The 14,971-nt window shown below is 75.0% G+C and carries 14 protein-coding genes; 3 read left to right on the top strand and 11 right to left on the bottom strand.

Features of this window, described 5'->3' with window-relative positions:
• Positions 1-17: 17 nt before the first annotated feature.
• Together EF903_RS07050 and EF903_RS07045 are read right to left on the bottom strand one after the other, a co-directional pair.
• Positions 18-995: an L-threonylcarbamoyladenylate synthase gene (locus tag EF903_RS07050; RefSeq protein ID WP_125542009.1), complete on the bottom strand. Its 978-nt coding sequence runs from the start codon at positions 993-995 to the stop codon at positions 18-20.
• Positions 996-1,005: 10 nt separating this feature from the next.
• A complete protein-coding gene (locus EF903_RS07045) occupies positions 1,006-2,709 on the bottom strand; it encodes a PP2C family protein-serine/threonine phosphatase (protein ID WP_125542007.1) in 1,704 nt (567 codons plus the stop codon).
• A gap of 451 nt (positions 2,710-3,160) precedes the next feature.
• Here EF903_RS07045 and EF903_RS07040 point away from each other — a divergent pair, with 451 nt between their 5' ends.
• On the top strand, positions 3,161-3,574 hold the full coding sequence (locus EF903_RS07040; RefSeq protein WP_125542005.1) for a hypothetical protein: 414 nt from the start codon (positions 3,161-3,163) through the stop codon (positions 3,572-3,574).
• Between the two features lie 193 nt (positions 3,575-3,767).
• On the opposite strand, the gene EF903_RS07035 is transcribed toward EF903_RS07040, so the two are convergent.
• From EF903_RS07035 to EF903_RS07025, 3 genes are all read right to left on the bottom strand, one after another.
• The gene (locus EF903_RS07035; RefSeq protein WP_125542003.1) at positions 3,768-4,274 is read right to left on the bottom strand and encodes a DUF3618 domain-containing protein; all 507 of its coding nucleotides are present in this window, start codon (positions 4,272-4,274) and stop codon (positions 3,768-3,770) included.
• Positions 4,271-4,681: a phage holin family protein gene (locus EF903_RS07030; protein WP_125542001.1), complete on the bottom strand. Its 411-nt coding sequence runs from the start codon at positions 4,679-4,681 to the stop codon at positions 4,271-4,273. Before EF903_RS07030 ends, EF903_RS07035 begins: the two co-directional genes overlap by 4 nt.
• A gap of 127 nt (positions 4,682-4,808) precedes the next feature.
• Positions 4,809-5,744 carry an adenosine kinase gene (locus tag EF903_RS07025; RefSeq protein WP_125541999.1) on the bottom strand — a complete coding sequence of 312 codons (936 nt, stop codon included), beginning with the start codon at positions 5,742-5,744 and terminating at the stop codon, positions 4,809-4,811.
• Positions 5,745-5,778: 34 nt separating this feature from the next.
• On the opposite strand from EF903_RS07025, the gene EF903_RS07020 reads away from it, so the two are divergent.
• Positions 5,779-6,993, top strand: a complete 1,215-nt coding sequence (locus EF903_RS07020; protein WP_125541998.1) for a glycosyltransferase — start codon at positions 5,779-5,781, stop codon at positions 6,991-6,993.
• 51 nt (positions 6,994-7,044) lie between these two features.
• Here EF903_RS07020 and EF903_RS07015 read toward each other — a convergent pair whose 3' ends face one another.
• The 5 genes from EF903_RS07015 to EF903_RS06995 form a co-directional block, all read right to left on the bottom strand.
• On the bottom strand, positions 7,045-8,739 hold the full coding sequence (locus EF903_RS07015) for a DUF885 domain-containing protein (protein ID WP_125541996.1): 1,695 nt from the start codon (positions 8,737-8,739) through the stop codon (positions 7,045-7,047).
• 107 nt (positions 8,740-8,846) lie between these two features.
• The gene (locus EF903_RS07010) at positions 8,847-9,452 is read right to left on the bottom strand and encodes a response regulator transcription factor (protein ID WP_125541994.1); all 606 of its coding nucleotides are present in this window, start codon (positions 9,450-9,452) and stop codon (positions 8,847-8,849) included.
• Entirely contained in the window at positions 9,449-9,988 is a 540-nt protein-coding gene (locus EF903_RS07005) for a GNAT family N-acetyltransferase (RefSeq protein ID WP_125541992.1), read from the bottom strand. Before EF903_RS07005 ends, EF903_RS07010 begins: the two co-directional genes overlap by 4 nt.
• Positions 9,981-11,243, bottom strand: coding sequence for an MFS transporter (locus EF903_RS07000; RefSeq protein ID WP_125541990.1), 1,263 nt, complete (start codon positions 11,241-11,243; stop codon positions 9,981-9,983). The genes EF903_RS07005 and EF903_RS07000 overlap by 8 nt, the downstream gene beginning before the upstream one ends.
• An 8-nt stretch (positions 11,244-11,251) precedes the next feature.
• Complete coding sequence (locus EF903_RS06995) at positions 11,252-13,396, bottom strand: YcaO-like family protein (protein WP_260614916.1); 2,145 nt, start codon at positions 13,394-13,396, stop codon at positions 11,252-11,254.
• A gap of 537 nt (positions 13,397-13,933) precedes the next feature.
• Between EF903_RS06995 and EF903_RS33865 the strand changes: the two genes are divergently transcribed.
• A complete protein-coding gene (locus EF903_RS33865) occupies positions 13,934-14,080 on the top strand; it encodes a hypothetical protein (protein ID WP_185902551.1) in 147 nt (48 codons plus the stop codon).
• Positions 14,081-14,160: 80 nt separating this feature from the next.
• Here EF903_RS33865 and EF903_RS06990 read toward each other — a convergent pair whose 3' ends face one another.
• Positions 14,161-14,763 (bottom strand): hypothetical protein, encoded by a 603-nt coding sequence (locus tag EF903_RS06990; RefSeq protein WP_125541986.1) that lies wholly within the window; start codon positions 14,761-14,763, stop codon positions 14,161-14,163.
• Between the last annotated feature and the right edge of the window lie 208 nt (positions 14,764-14,971).

Genomic DNA, 14,971 nt, shown 5'->3' with positions numbered 1-14,971 from the left:
GGGGCGCGGGGCGGTCCTCACACCGCGGTCCGGGGCCCCGCGGCGCGGCGCAGCCGGTTGGCGATCGCCAGTCCGAGCTCCTCCTCCGCGGGCAGGGAGGCGATGATCAGATCGCAGCCCTGCTCGTCGAGTTCGCGCAGGAACCCGTACAGTCCGCGCGCGTACACGTCCAGGGAGCGGGGCACGGCGACCACGGCGTGCGCCTTGACGGCGGTGCCGGCGAGGGCGGCGGGGAGGAAGACGCCCACCCGGTGTCCCGCCTCCTGCGCCAGCGCGGCTTCCGCGGGGACGTCCTCCGGCTCGACGAGGACGACGCGGGCGCGGGGGGCGTAGTGCGACGGGTGCTGCCCCGGCACGCGGACGGTGCTCGCGCCGGGAACGGCGAGCGGCCGGCCCAGCACCGCTTCGAGGTTTTCGCGGGTCACGCCGCCCGGGCGGAGGATGCTCGGGACGTCGCCGGTGACGTCGACGATGGTCGACTCGACGCCGACCTCGCAGGAGCCCCCGTCGAGCACGAAGTCGACGGCGTCCCCGAGCTCGGTGCGGACGTGGTCCGCGGTGGTGGGGCTGACGGAGCCGAAGCGGTTCGCGGACGGGGCGGTGACGCCGCCGCCGAAGGCGGCGAGCAGCTCCAGGGCGACGGGGTGGTCGGGCACGCGGACGGCGACCGTCTCCAGGCCGCCGGTCGCTTCGAGGGGCACACGCGGGCCGCGCCGCAGGACGAGCGTGAGCGGCCCGGGCCAGAAGTTTTCGGCGAGCAGGCGCGCGGTCGGGGGCACGTCCTGCACCCAGCCGTCGAGCTGGTCCGCGCCGCCGATGTGGACGATCAGGGGGTGGGAGGGCGGACGCCCCTTGACCTGGAAGATGCGCGCCACGGCAGCGGGGTCCTCGGCGTTGGCTCCCAGACCGTAGACGGTCTCGGTCGGGAGGGCGACGAGCCCTCCGGCGCGCAGCACACCGGCTGCCTTCTCGATGTCACTGCTTGTCGTACCCATTCCGGCAATTCTAGGAGACCGCAGAGGCGGAAACGGCCGGGCCGGGCGCCGCGGGGCTGCGGAGGCTCACGTGGAGGGCGCACACGTCGTCGCGGCGGGTCACGGGGTCCACGAGCGCGTTCAGGATGCCGTCGAGGCCGCCGCGGTCGGCGGCGCTGCGGACGGCGGCGCCGGCGAGGCGCGCCAGGCTCGTGTCCAGATCCTCCCTGGGCTTCTCGATCAGGCCGTCCGTGTAGAGCAGGAGCTGGTCGCCGGGCCGCAGGTGCATGCTCGCGGCTTCGTAGCGCGGTGCGGGCACCGCGCCCAGCAGGATGCCGGCGGGCGGGGTGAGGTATTCGGCGCCGCCGCGGCGCAGGAGCAGCGGCGGCGGGTGGCCGGCCTGCACCCAGGTGAGCTTCGAGGTGGCGGGATCGTAATGCGCCATGATCATGGTGGCCGTGCTGAAGCTGCGCTCGGCGGTGTGCAGCAGCAGGGTGTTCAGCCGGGTCAGGATGGCGGGCAGGGGCATGCCGGTGATGGCCATGCCCTTGGCGGTGAAGCGCAGCTGGGCCATGGTGGCCACGGCGTCCAGTCCGTGGCCTGCCACGTCCCCGATGACGAGGAGGGCGCTGCCGTCGGGCAGCTTGATCGCGCTGTACCAGTCGCCGCCGACGTTGAGCCCCTCCTGGAGCGGGTGGTAGGCGACGTCCACGGTCAGGCCGGCCAGGGTGAGGGACTGGTGGGTCAGCGGCAGCAGGGCGTGCTGGAGGCGTTCGGCGACGTCGCGCTCGGCGGTCAGCTGGCTGCGGTGGGCGAGGGCGGCCTGCTGGCTCTCCAGGAGCTGGGCCTGCGCCCGCTTCGTGGCGGTGAGGTCCTGGAAGAAGCCGTGGACCTCGACCGGGTGGCCGTGGACGTCCGACTCGGCTTCCGCGACGACCCGCATGTGCCGGACCTCGCCGCCGGCAGTGGTGAGTCGGAAGGTGTGGTCGACGGGCCGGCAGGATCCCAGCAGGCGCTCCACCGCCGCGCTCAGCTCCGGGAGGTCCTCGGGGAGGACGTACGCGGTCAGTTCCTCCAGGGTCATCGGGCCCGCCGCCCGGTCGCGGTCGAAGATCGTGTAGGTCTCGTCCGACCAGGTGATCGTGTTCCGGACGAGGTCCCAGTCCGCCCAGCCCATGCCGCCGAGGCGCTGCATCACCGCGAGGCGGCGCTGCTCGCGCTCGCCGCTGTCGAGCCGCACCCAGGAGACGACCAGCCCGCCCAGGGAGGCGGAGGCGCGCACGGCGAACCGGGAGAGGCGGGGGATGCCGGCGAGGACCTCCTCGTACTCGAACGGCTCGCCTTCCCAGCGGACGCCGGTCTTCAGGGCCCCGAGGTAGCCCTCCCAGAGCGGGGATCCCACCACGGTCGGGTAGGTGCCCGCCACGCTCAGCCCGATCAGCTCCTTGCCCCGGCGGGCGCCGATGTCGAGGGCGTCGGGGGACGCCGCCGCGATGTGGAAGTCGGTGACCTCGCCGTCGGCGTCGAACACCGGGAGGAGGAAGGTCACCGAACCGGGAAGGCCGTCCAGCACCGACTGCACCGCGGGCAGCGTCAGGGTGCCGGCCGGCTCGCCGCCGGCTTCCGGTGGCCTGCGGGCCGTGTAGTGGTGCGGGCGGTAGACCGACTCACCGTCCCCCGCAGCGGTGGCGGTGCCGTCGGACCCGGGCCGCGACGGCTGCACGTGGTCAGTCATGGAACGAGCATGTCACATCGCAGTTCCCCCTACGACGCAGCCCGACGCCGCCGGCGGCGGTCCGGACGGCCTGCCCGAGGCGGGTGGTGACCCGCCGCGCCGCCAGGTGGCAATGATCTCCGCAGGACCGGCGGTGGCGGAGCAAGTCCTCGGATCGGAAGAGGAGTTCGCCGACGGTCCGGAAGCGGCCTTCCCGTTCCCCGAGCGGCTGACCGGTCAGCCGCCGCCCCGGCGGTGCTCCGCCGGTGTGCGGCCCGCGCGCGGGGCGCCTCCTCGTCGGCCGGCGCTCGCGGGGAAGGCAGTCTCGCCGGGTCCTCGACAGGCCGGTCGGCCCGGCGGGCGACAGCCGCCGGCGCCGAACCGCCTCCGGGCCCGGTTCGACCGCCGCCCCCGGCCGGACATCCGGTCGGACCGGCCGCAAACGGCGTTTCGCGCCGTTATCTTGGGCGCCATGGACGTGCAGTCGGCGGTGGCAGGGCTGGTCTCAGAGGCGGAGCAGCAGGTCGAGGACGCGGTGTGGGATCTCACGCCGGCCGACCGCGCCCTGGCACGCGGCGCGGCCGCCGGCCTGGAGGAGGCGGTCGGCGTTCCGCCCGCCGCGGACCCTCCGCCGGACATCGAGCGGCTGGCGCACCTGCGCGAGGCGCTGGCCGCCCTGGCGATTGCGCTGGCCCGCACGCACGGGCGCCTCGCCTGGTTCCTCGCCGCGTGCATCGAGGCGCTGACGCCGGTCTTGCACTGGCGGACGCTGCCGCCGGGCGACGGCCCCGACTTCGACACCGTGCAGCCCGCGCGCGAGCAGCTCGCGGACGCCGAGGACGCGGTGCGGCGGCTGGCCGCCGTCCTGGCCCGGATCGGCGCCTAGGGTCGTCTCTTTCGGATCCTGCCGGTCAAGCACGCGTCGTCCGGTGCCGTGCCTCGCGAGCCGGGGGCCGCCCGCGTACGGGACACGGGCGGCCTGACAACGCGGCGAGGCGCGGGGCCGGGCGGCGCGGGCGGGGCAGGATCCGGAAGAGGCGGCCCCGGGGTCTGCCCGGCGGCGGGCGGCGACTCTCGGATCACCTCCCGCAGGACCAGCCACGGCTGCGACTGCGGCTGCGGCTGCGGCTGCGGCGCAGGATCAGGAGGAGGGCGAGCGCGACCGCGCCGGCGGCCAGCAGCGGTGCCCGGTTGGCCCGCGCCATCGTCGCGGCCGTGCCGGCCTTCTCGCGCAGCGGCTCGGGGGTCTTCTCCGCGGCGAGGTGGCCGGCGCGGGCGGCCCCGTCGCGCAGGTGTGCCGCGGCGTGGGACGCCTTGTCGCGGACGGGCTCGGGGGTCTTGTCCCGGACCAGTTCGGCCGCGTGCGCCGCTTTGTCCCGCAGCTGGTCGGAGGCGTGGGCGGCCTTCGCGGCAGCCTGCTCCCTGATCTCTGCCGCCTTCTCCTTGGCCTGCGCCTTGACGTCGGCCTTGGCGGCCAGCGCCTCCACGGTCGCGCCGAGCTCCTCCCGGGTGTGCTCGACCTGCTCGCGCAGCTCCTCGGGGTCGGACGCGGATGCGGATTCGCCGCTCCGGGGCTGTTCGCTCATCGGTGTGCCTTCTCCCTGATCTCGGCCACGTCGGCCTTGATGCTGTCGATGGTCCGCTCGGGAGCGGGGGCGCCGGCCTTGGCGACCTGCTGCCTGCCGGCCAGGGCCAGTACGGCGGCCACCGCCGCAAGCAGGGCGGCGATGACGAGGGCCGACGCCCAGACCGGCAGGACGAGGGCCAGGGCCGCGATGGCCGCGGCGACCAGGGCCTGGGCGGCCAGGACGCCGACGAGGCCGGCGCCGCCGAAGAGGCCGCCGCCCACTCCGTAGCGTTTGCCTTTGCTGGTCATCTCGGCGCGCGCCAGCTGCATCTCCTCCCGGACGAGCTCCGAGAGCTGCTGGGATGCCCGTGTGACGAGCGCGCCCACCGACTCGTCCTGGCCTGGACTGCGTCCAACGGAGCTCATTGCCATGCCCGCCTTCCTCCGCGTGCCGGTGATGGTCTCGGCGCGCGCCTACCCCCTGACCGGCCGGGCATCCGCCCCAACCGACACCCGCACGGGTGACGGGCCTCCGGATCGCCGGGCGGCGGTTTCACTCCGCAGGAGGACGGGACCGTCCCGCCGGGCCGGCCGCGGCGGCACGGGCGAGGAGGTCCCCACGGCTGACGGCGCCGGTGCGCGTCGACGGGACGGTGCAGGCGTGCGCCCCGGCGATCGCCCCGTACAGGGCGCAGCGGCGCGCGTCCTCGCCGTTCAGCCGGCCGAACAGGAAACCGGCGGCGAAGGCGTCGCCGGCGCCGTTCGTGTCCACGACCGGGCCGGGCGGCCGGACCGCCGGTATGCGGATCAGCTCGCCGTCCGCCAGCAGGAGGGCGCCGTCGGCGCCGGCCGTGGCGACGACGGTGCGGGCACGGCCGCGGGCGGCGATGTCACGGATGGTGCGTTCCGGGTCGGTGAGGGCGGCGGCCGACAGGAAGACGAGGTCCGCGGCGAGGGCGTACGGCTCGTGGTACGGGTCGGCGCCGTCCCAGTCGTGCAGGTCGGTGGAGAGGGTGGTCCCGGCCTCGCGGAGCAGGGGCAGGGCGTGCACCCAGGGATGGGTGATGGCGACGTGCGCGTGGCGGGAGGCGGCCGCGAGCCGGCGCACGGGCGACTCGGGCAGCCGGTCCGGGCCGTCCGTGCGGGTCGCGTCGTAGAGGGACTGCCGGCGCCCGTCGGGGCCGACGAGGTTGACCGCGCGCTTGGTGCCCGCCGGGTGCGGGAGCGCGGTCAGGGGGATGCCGTGGTCGCGGTGGAGGGCGCGGACCAGGTCTCCCTCGTGGTCGTCGCCGAGCAGGTCCGCGTGGTGGGTGCGCAGGCCCAGCGCGGTCAGCCCGAGCGCGACGAAGTCACCGCTCTGCCCGGCGCGGGTCGTGATGCCGGGGCGGATCATGTGGCTGTCGGCGAAGGGCAGCGGCAGTCGGGGGACGTGGACGATGGTGTCCACGCCGGCGCCGCCCAGGACCAGGACGTCGATGTCGCGGGGCATCGGGTTCCTCTCGGGCTGTGGGAATGATCGGTGCATGAGGATTCTGATCGTCACGGCCGGTTCGCGCGGGGACGTCGCCCCGTTCACGGGCCTGGGGAGGCGTCTGCGCGACGCCGGCCATGAGGTCGCCGTCGCCGCGCACCCGGCGCTGGCGGGGCTCGTCGAGGGGTGCGGTCTGGAGTGTCGGCCCGTGCCGGGGGACCCCGAGGGGCTGATGCGGGGCTGGTCGCAGGCGGCGTCCCGGGAGGAGGCGCGGGCGCTGACGAGGGCGTACGCGGAGGGGCTCGCCGACGGCGTGGCGGAGGCGGCGGAGGGCGGCACGGACCTCCTGCTCACCGCTTTCGGCCCGGCGCCGCTCAGTCTGGCGGCCGGAGAGGCGCTCCGTGTCCCCGTCATCGGGACCTACCTCACCCCGTCGTTCGCCACCCGGCGGTTCCCCCTGCCTCCGGCGGCGCCCGGGGCAGGCCTGGGGCCGGAGGGGAACCTCGCCGCGGGCCGGGACGTGGTGGCCCGTGCGGCCGGGGTCTTCGCCGGCTCCGCGGCCCGGCTGCGCAGGCGTCTCGGGCTGCCGGCCGAGGCGCCTGCGCAGCCGGACGGCCTCCGGCCGGTGTTCCACGGCTTCAGCCCGCTGGTGGTGCCCCGCCCCGGCGACTGGCCCTCCGGCGTCGGCGTGTCGGGGTACTGGTGGCCCGCGCGGCCCGACGGCTGGCGGCCCCCGGCCGACCTGGGCGGCTTCCTGCGGGCCGGGCCCCCGCCGGTGTTCATCGGGTTCGGCAGCATGGCCGCCGGGGAGGGGGAACGGCTCGGTGCGCTGGTCGCCGCGGCGGTGCGGCGGGCCGGGGTGCGGGCGGTGGTCCAGGCCGGGTGGGCCGGCCTGGACGCGTGCGGGGACGGGGTCCTGGCCGTCGGCGACGTCCCGCACGACTGGCTGTTCCCGCGTACCGCGGCCGTCGTCCACCACGCCGGGGCCGGCACGACCGGGGCCGGGCTGCGGGCCGGGGTGCCCGCGGTGCCGGTGCCCGTCATGGCCGACCAGCCGTTCTGGGCGGCCCGGCTGCACCGGCTGGGAGTCGCCACCCGGCCCCTGCCGTTCCGGGACCTCACCGCCGACGCCCTCGGCGCCGCGATCGGCGCCTGCCTGTCCGAGCCGGCCCACCGCCGCCGGGCCGCCGCGCTCGCCCGCCGCATGGCGGCGGAGGACGGCGCCGGCGCGGTGCTCGCCCACATCGGGTCGCGGTACGCCGGATGAGTCCGCGTGCGGGCGGGCGTGTCCCTGCGGGCTCGTCCCGGCGGGCGCGCCTCAGAGGGCGGAGAGTTCGCCGAGCAGGTCGTCCAGGCCGAGCGAGCCCTGCGACAGGGCGGCCATGTGCCAGGCCTTGAGGTCGAAGTCCGCGCCGTGGCGGGCGCGGGCCGCCTCCCGGCCCGCCAGCCACACCCGCTCCCCCAGCTTGTAGCCGATGGCCTGGCCGGGCATGCCGAGGTAGCGGGTGATCTCGCTGTCGACGTAGTCGGCGGGGCGGCTGGTGTGCCGGCCGAGGAATTGTTGGGCCAGGGCGGGCGTCCAGCGTTCGCCCGGGTGGAAGGGCGAGTCCTTCGGGATCTCCAGTTCCAGGTGCATGCCGATGTCGACGATGACGCGGACGGCCCGCATCATCTGCGCGTCCAGGTAGCCGAGGCGTCGCTGTGGGTCGGTCAGGAAGCCCAGTTCGTCCATCAGGCGCTCCGCGTACAGCGCCCAGCCCTCGGCGTTGGCGCCGACGAGGCCCAGGGTGGTCTGGTAGCGGGAGAGGTCGTCGGCGACGTGCGCCCACTGGGCGAGCTGGAGGTGGTGGCCGGGTACTCCCTCGTGGTACCAGGTGGTGACGAGGTCGTACACGGGGAAGCGGGTCTCGCCCATGGTCGGCAGCCAGGTGCGCCCGGGCCGGGAGAAGTCCAGGGACGGCTCGGTGTAGTACGGGGCAGCGGCGCTGCCCCGCGGGGCGATGTGCGACTCGACCTTGCGGACGCGCGGGGCGAGCTCGAAGTGGGTGCCGTCGAGGAGGTCGATGGTGTCGTCCATCAGCGTCTGGAGCCACTGCCGGGTCTCCTCGACGCCTTCGACCGCGTCGCCGTGCCGGTCGCACCAGGCCAGCGCTTCCCAGGGGTCGGTGGCGCCGGGCAGGACGCGTCCGGCCTCGGTGCGCATCTCGGCGAGCAGCCGGTGGAACTCGGCCCAGCCGTAGGCGTAGGCCTCGTCCAGGTCGAGGTCGGTGCCGTTGTGGTGGCGGGCGAGGCGGACGTAGCGCTCCCGCCCGGCCACATCCGGGGCGTCCGCGACGGCCGGCGCGTAGGTGCCGCGGAGCCAGTCGCGGAGTTCCGCCAGGGCACCGGTGGCGGCCGCGGCGGCCGCGGCGAGCTCGGCGCGCAGCGCCTCGGGGCAGGGGTCGGTGAACTCCTGGAACCAGCTGCGGTCCGTGCCGATCCACTCGGTCAGCTGGCCCATGACGGCGGCGGTCTGCCGCGGTCCCGCGGTCAGCCCGCGGGCGAGTCCGGTGTCCAGGGAGGCGCGGTAGCCGGCGAGGGCGTCGGGGACGGCGTGCAGCCGCCGTCCGATGGCCGCCCAGTCCTCGTCGGTGTCCTGGGGGGTGAGGGTGAAGACGTCGCGGACCTCGTGCAGCGGAGAGCCGAGGTTGCCGACCGTGCGCAGGTGCTCGCCGGCCTCGTGGACGGCGAGTTCGGCGGTGAGCCGCTCGCGGAGCAGGCGGGCGCAGCGGCGTTCGCCGGCGGCGTCGGCGCCCGGTGTGCGCTCGGCTTCGGCGAGCTGCCGCAGGGTGGTGCGGGCCAGGTCGGCGACGGCGTGCCGGCCGTCGGGCGAGAGGTCGGGGAGCCGGTCTGCGCCCGCGGCGACGCCGAGGAAGGTCGCGGCGATCGGGTCGAGGGCGACGAAGGCGTCGACGTGGGCGTCGGCGACCTCGCGGGGCAGCCTGCCGCCGCTGGGGGCAGTGGTGTGGGGCATGCGAGCCGTCCTTGTACGGGTGCGTGCGTCGGCGGGATCGGAGCCGTCGGTTCGGTGCAGTGGGGTGCGCGGCGGGGTGGAAACGGGGGCCGGCGGGCCGCCGGGGTTCAGATCCACTCCCGTTCGCGAGCCATGCGCAGCGCGTCGATGCGGTTGCGGGCGCCCATGGCGGACACGACCGCGGAGACGTAGTTGCGGGCGGTGCCTTCGGAGAGGGAGAGGCGGGCGGCGATCTGCGGGACGGGGTCGCCGCGGTGGAGGAGTTCGAGGACGGAGAGCTGCCTGCGGGTGAGCGGGCAGTCCCCGCCGGCCGCGGCCGCGTCGGTGAGCCCGTCGTCGAAGACGCGCTCTCCGCGGTGCACGCGGCGGACGGCCTCGGCGAGGCGTTCGGGCGGGTCGCTGCGGCGGACCAGTCCGTCGATGCCCCCGGCGAGGGCCCTGCGGACCAGGGGCCGGGTGAGGGCGGTGGCGAGGAGCAGGGTACGGCTGCCGGGGAGGACGGCGATCTTCTCGGCGACCTCGACGGTCTCCTCGTCCCGGCCGCCGAAGCTGATGAGGACGACGTCGGGCCGGTGGAGTTCGGCGAACTCCAGGGCGGCGTAGGCGCTGTCGGCGGATCCGACGACGGTGAGGCCGGGGAGGCCGTCCAGGAGGGCGGTGAGCGCGGCGCGGGACAGGGCGAGATCGTCGTGGACCAGCACGTCGGTGTTCATCCGGTTTCCCCCTGTCGGTCGGGACGGTGCGCGAGCGGCGGGAGCGGCAGTGCGAGGAGGTCCACGCCGTGCGGCGGTCCCGTCAGCTCACCCGTCTTGGTCCAGCCCCACCGCCGGTACATGTCGCGGGCCGGCGCCCCGCCGGACGCGGCGAGGACGGCGTACGCCTCGGTGCGGTCGGCGAGCAGCCGGTCGAGCAGCCGGCGGCCGTGCCCGCGGCCGCGGGCCTCCCGGACGACCGCGAGCTCGTACACGTAGAACAGCGGCCGGCGGCGCAGCCGCCGCGGTGCGGGGGCGGCGGCCCGCGGGTGCCACCAGCCGGCCCCGCGGTGGACTCCGTACGCGAATCCCGTCAGGGCCGCGCCGTCGCGGACGGTGGCGACGGCGAAGCCGGGCAGCGCCGCGTGGTCGGCGAGCTGTCGGGCGAAGCCGTCGGCGTCCGCCGCGTCCTCGTGGTAGGGCGGTTCGCGGTAGACCCGGTGGTAGACCTCGCGGAACTCGCCGAGGTGCGGGAGTGCGGAGCCGGGCTCAGGCATCGGCGGTCTCCCGCTGGACGTGTGCGGGCAGCACCCGGTTCAGCCGCTGGAGCAGCACGACCGCGACGAGGCAGAAGGCGCACAGCATGAGCCACGGCAGGGCGGCCCCGAAGGCCAGCAGCCCGGTGAACACGGTCGGCGCGAGTACCTTGGCGAGGCTCCACATCAGCTCCTCCATGCCCAGGTACCGGCCGCGGAGATGCCCTGCGGCCATGCCCACGATCAGCGCGCTGGTGGTGGGGGCCTGGAGCAGTTCGGCGACCGTGAAGACGATCATGCCGAGGACCAGCCCGCAGAAGGCGAGGCTCGCGTGGTCGCCGGGCACGGCCGCGATGACCACGAAGGACGCCATCCACAGGACGGCGGCCGTCTGGAGCACGGCGGGCCGCCGGTACTTCTCGACGGCCTTGGCGAGGGCGGTCTGGCCGAGCACCACCATGACGGTGTTGATCGCGAACAGCATGCCCGGCTGCCACTCCGGGAGCCCGCGCCCCTCGATGACGTATGCGCTCAGCAGCAGCGTCAGCGCCAGGTCGCACAGGGCGAACACCCAGGTGGTGGCGAGGACGGCGAGGAACGGCCGGTCGGCGAGGACCTCCCGGTAGCCGGCGCGCGGCTCCGCCTCCCGGGCGGCTTCGGCGGGGGCTCCGGCGCCGGCGGGGCGCCCGAGGGCGCCCCGGCGCCAGGTCGCGACGAGCCCGGCCGCGAGGAGGAACGACACGGCGTTCAGGACGACGACGGCGGTGTAGCCGGAGGTGCCGCCCCAGCCGACGAAGGTGCTGCCGATGAGGCCGCCCGCGCCGATCCCGGCGTTGCGCAGGGAGCGGTCCATCGCGTACCAGCGGGCCCGGTGCCCGTCGTCGGCGACTTGGGCGACGAGGGCGAAGACGGAGGGCCGGAAGAGGCTGTCGCCCCACATGGTGGCCGTGACGAGGACGACGAGCTGCCAGGGGGTGTCGGTGAACACGTAGGCGGTGAAGGTGAGGACGCGGATCAGGTTGGCCGAGACGAGGACGCGCCGCGGCCCGATCCGGTCGATCAGCCTGCCTCCCAGCGGGCCCGCGGGCAGCGAGAGCAGGGCGCCGGTGGACAGCATCAGGCCGACCGTGGTCAGCGGGATGCCCTTGGCGGCGTGGAAGTACACGACCGCGAAGGGCAGGAAGAGGCCGGTGCCCAGGGCGTCGACGATCTGCGCGACGATCAGGGGCCTGCGGCCCTTGGTGTTGGGCAGGCCGAACGTGTCGATGACAGCCATCGTGTCCCTCACGCGTGGGGTAGGGGGAAGACGTTGTACTCGTTCTCGGCGAGCGGCTGCGGCCGCCAGCCCAGCCGGACGCCCGCGCGGCCGATCCTGCCGTTGCCCCACATGGGCATGCCGGCGGGGAAGTTCGACACGAGGCCGGGCACGATCGTGTGCGCGGCGGAGAACCCGGCCGCTTCGGCGTCACAGGTCGTCAGATCGACGCTGATCACCTCGAATCCGCGGGCCTCGACGCGTTCGCGGTAGGCGGCCAGGCGCCGCTCGCCGAGGGCCGGCAGCCCGTGCCAGGGGCGGAAGGGGAGGTCGTCCAGCCAGGGCGCGACGTGCCCGCCGGCCCGCGGGTCGAGGTGGAGCTGCTGCTGGCACAGCAGGTCGCGGACGTCCGCGAAGTCGGGGCGGTAGGAGTCGAGGTAGCGGCGGTCGGCGCGGTACGGCTTGAGGTTGCCGAGGTGCGGCAGGTCCGCCACACCGTCCCCGAGGGCCTTCTCGTCGTCGAGGAAGCGGCAGGTGTGGTGCAGGGTGAACCCCTCGGCGAGTGCCTTCTCCGCCGCTTCGTGCGGGTCGGGGCGGGTGGCGAAGCCGATGGCCAGCCAGCCTGTGGCGCGGTCGCGGACGACGGCGGCGAGGACGGGCACGCCGAACTCGTTGTCCAGGGGGATCAGGGTGGTGTCGTAGGCGTCGGCGCTGTCGGCGGTGAGGGCGCGGAGCCGGTCCGTCATCGGCAGCCGGGGCAGACGGGCGGCGTTCGCCCACCACAGCATGGTCGTGTCGCGCTCGATGACCTCTTCGAGTCCGGAGGTGACGGCGTGCTCCTCGCTGACGCCGCAGGCCACGCCCGCGACGAGCGGGTCGGAGTACGGGAGCGGGTCGTGCTCGCCGTGGGCGACGAGGAAGGCGGGCACCCACACCGGTTCGCCCGTCGTCCAGGACCGGCCCTCGACCCAGGAGCACTCGGCGTCGGTGGTCAGCGGGGCGAAGGGGAAGCCGTCGCTTCGGTACTGCCGCTCGGAGTACAGGTGCAGGCGGCGCGGGTCGAGCGCGGGGATCCCGGCCCGGCGCAGGCTGTCGTGGCTGCCGTGGCGGAGGCGGTCCTCGGGGAGGCGGCTGCCGCAGTAGCGTTCGACCGCCTCTCCGACGGCGCTGCGGCGGGCGGCGTCGAAATCGGACCAGGACGTCCCGAACGCCTGCCGGTCGTTGGGCCAGTCCGCGACGCGCCGCATGTCGGCGACGTCCACGGCGCACACCCGCAGCTGCGCGGGCATGCCGGGGAGCGGAGCCAGCTCCTGGACTCCGGTGACCACGCCGACCTGGTCGTCGATGAGCAGGTCGTCGTCGGGGTTGCCGCGGACCACGGGCCGCGGCCGGGTGGGGACGGGCAGGATGGTGCGTTCGAGGCGGGTGAGGCGGTGCGGATCGAGTTCCGCCTCGTCGAGGGCGGCCTCGCCGCTGATCCAGCGCTCCAGGCTCGCGGCGAGTTGGGAGGCGGTCCAGCGGACGTCGCCGCCGCGGAGCCGGCGGGCCCCGGGTGGCGGCGCCGCCCGCATCGCCTCGGGGATCCGCGGGTCCGTGGCCGCGCTGAGCCGGCGCTCCAGTACGTCGGTGAAGTCGGCTGAGACGCCCGGGGTGATGGCAGGGCCGAGGACGGCCCGGCCGCGTTCGTGGCGCAGCGGCAGCCAGCGCAGGCCGAGGCGCCCGCACAGCGCGTCCAGTCGGCCGAGTTCGGCGTGCGCGGGGTGGGGGAAGGCGGCGACGAGCACGGTGTCGGTGAGATCGGCGGCTTCGGGGGCGCCGATCCCGGACAGGTCTTCGGGGGCCGGCCCGACGTGCCGGTATCCGGTGGGGGCGAGGGCGTGGGCGAGGGGGGCGGTGAGCTCGGGGGCGCCGGTGAGGAGCACGGTGGTGCGGGCGATACGGGCGGCCCGGTCGGCGTCGCCGGCGGCCCGGGCCGGGCGCAGGCAGCCGTCGTCCCGGAGGACGTCGACGACCTCGGCGTAGTCGGGGGACATTCCGGCGAGCAGTTCGGCGCGGGTCCTGGTGCCGTCGCAGCGCGCCAGCCAGGCACGGAACTCGTCCGGCGGAGCGGAAATGTAGAACTGTCCGCCGTTCGGTGTGGCAAGAAAGCACATATCGCGCTCGAGGTCGTACACCTCGGCATCCACGAGTTCCCAAGCGGTGTCTTCCGCCGGCATTACCGCCCCCATGAAACGAGTTCCGATGAAAAGGGCCACGGCCCCGGGGGTGAGAACCCGGGACCGTGGGAGAAGGACCTTAGACGGTCAGCTTCACTTGGCCACCGTGCGGTTGTGCACGACCGCGCGGTTGTGGACGACGGCCCGGTTGTGGACCACGGCGCGGTTGTGGACGACGGCGGTGACGGCGCTGGCCTTGACGGTGGAGATCATGGTTTTTCCTCCTGTTTTCCGTTCGGTCGTGCTTACGGGAAATACGTTACGGGCCTCCAAGGACCTTGCACAGATGCGTTTTTCACATTCCGTCGCAATTAAAGCCGCGCTCCATCCGCACTCCAGATTCCACGCCGCGGGAGGGCGCGTTTCGCAGGAGTTTCCCCTGCTCATCGGCGGTTTTCGGTTGCCGCGGCGAATGCAAATGGCCCCCGGCCGCCGTTTGGGCGGGCCCGGCCGGGGCACACGGCCCGAAACGACGGGCTACACCGGGAGGGAACCGTGTCCGGACTACTCGCCAGGCTCAAGGTGTTCAGCCGCAGCCCCCAGGGGCAGCGGGCCATCTCATCGGTGCGCCGGGCCGCCGCGGACCCGCGCAGGCAGGAGCAGGCGCGCAGGCTTCTCGGCAGGCTCCGCGGCCGGCGCTGACGCACACGGAGGAGGGGCGGGGGTTCCCCCCCGCCCCTCCTCCTGTCCGTCCGCCGGCGCCACGGGCGGCGGCGCCGCCGTCAGTGGAGCCGGTTGACGACGTTCTTGACGGTGACGTTCTTGAAGTGGTCGACCGGCGGGGCGCTCCAGTTGCTCTCCCATTCGACGATCGTGACGGTCGCGCCGTCGCGGCCGATGCCGAACAAGTGGTTGTGGTACGTGTCGCTGAAGGCGTACGTGATCCGCATCCCCAGGACGGCCGCCCCTTCCTCCACGTCCACGGTCCCGTGGTCGTAGAGCGTCCGGATCGTGTCGGGGCCGACGTTGAGCGGGCACTCCGCGTAGATCCGGCGGGCGTGGTCGGCGAAGGCGATCGCCTCGGCCTCGGTGTCGAAGACGACGGTGTTCTGGCCGCCGGCGGCCGTCTCCGACGTGGAGACCTCGCGGTTCCACACGTTGGTCTCCGGAACGGTCCACGAGCGGCCGCAGGCGGGCTGGCGCCAGCCGCGGGACGGCGCCGGCCCGTACCACGTGGTGCCGTCCTTCGGCATGTCGGAGAGGTACAGCATGCCCGGCCGGGGCCGCCACTCGGCGGCGGCGGCATCCGCCCCCGATGCCGCCGCCGCGAGCGCGGCGGCGACGGTTGCGGTGGCGGCTGCGCGGAGCCGGTTCCGTAGGGCCATGTCGGATCCCCCTGGGTGTGAGGCGGTGCGTGCGGTGGTGTCGTCCGGCCGCGGGCGGTCGGATGCCGTCCGCGGTTCGACGTCGACCGTAGGGGCGCCGGCGGCCGCGGGGCACCCGCCGGTTCAGGGGGGTACCGGGCCGCCTCGCGGCGTGCGCGCGGTTCCGGCTACGGGCCGCCGAGGGCGGGGGCGAGCGGTGGGGCCGGGG

Origin of the sequence: Streptomyces sp. WAC05292, from assembly GCF_003949955.1 — a bacterium.
GTDB lineage: Bacteria > Actinomycetota > Actinomycetes > Streptomycetales > Streptomycetaceae > Streptomyces > Streptomyces globosus.
The sequence above is the reverse complement of the archived record's forward strand: the minus strand, read 5'-3'. Positions and strand labels throughout refer to the sequence as shown.